Genomic DNA, 428 nt, shown 5'->3' with positions numbered 1-428 from the left:
GTGCAACCCGCCTGCATCTGGTCGGGAGAAGAGTCAACAAGTAAAGTTGGGACGATCGCTGGCTGGGGCTACGATGTGACAGGAAAGCATCATAAAGAATTAACGACGATCGAAATGATCGAGGTGGACCAGAACTCCTGCCTTCGGTCTCACGATCCGTCATACAGCGCGTACATTTCAGACAAGATTTACTGCGCTAAGCATGTCAACGGCACTAGTAACTGCCACAAAGACAGCGGGGGCGGCATGATGGTCCGAGTGAAGAACAAATGGTACCTGCGCGGCGTGCTCTCGTTCTACTACTCGCCCGAGCTGCAGCACGCCTGTCAGAGTCACGCCCTATTCACGGACGTCGCAAAGCACCTGCCCTGGATCAAACAGCACGTCTACGACTACGTGTAACATGCAAACGTATAAATAAAGCAGAG

The 428-nt window shown here is 52.8% G+C and carries 1 protein-coding gene; it reads left to right on the top strand.

The genetic code is table 11. The features are described 5' to 3' along the window. On the top strand, positions 1 to 402 hold a 402-nt coding region (locus F0L68_RS45755), incomplete at its 5' end, for a trypsin-like serine protease (protein WP_149855388.1). Positions 403 to 428: the final 26 nt, after the last annotated feature.

Origin of the sequence: Solihabitans fulvus (genome assembly GCF_008386585.1) — a bacterium.
Classification (GTDB): Bacteria; Actinomycetota; Actinomycetes; order Mycobacteriales; family Pseudonocardiaceae; genus Solihabitans; species Solihabitans fulvus.
This window is presented reverse-complemented; position numbering and strand designations above follow the sequence as displayed.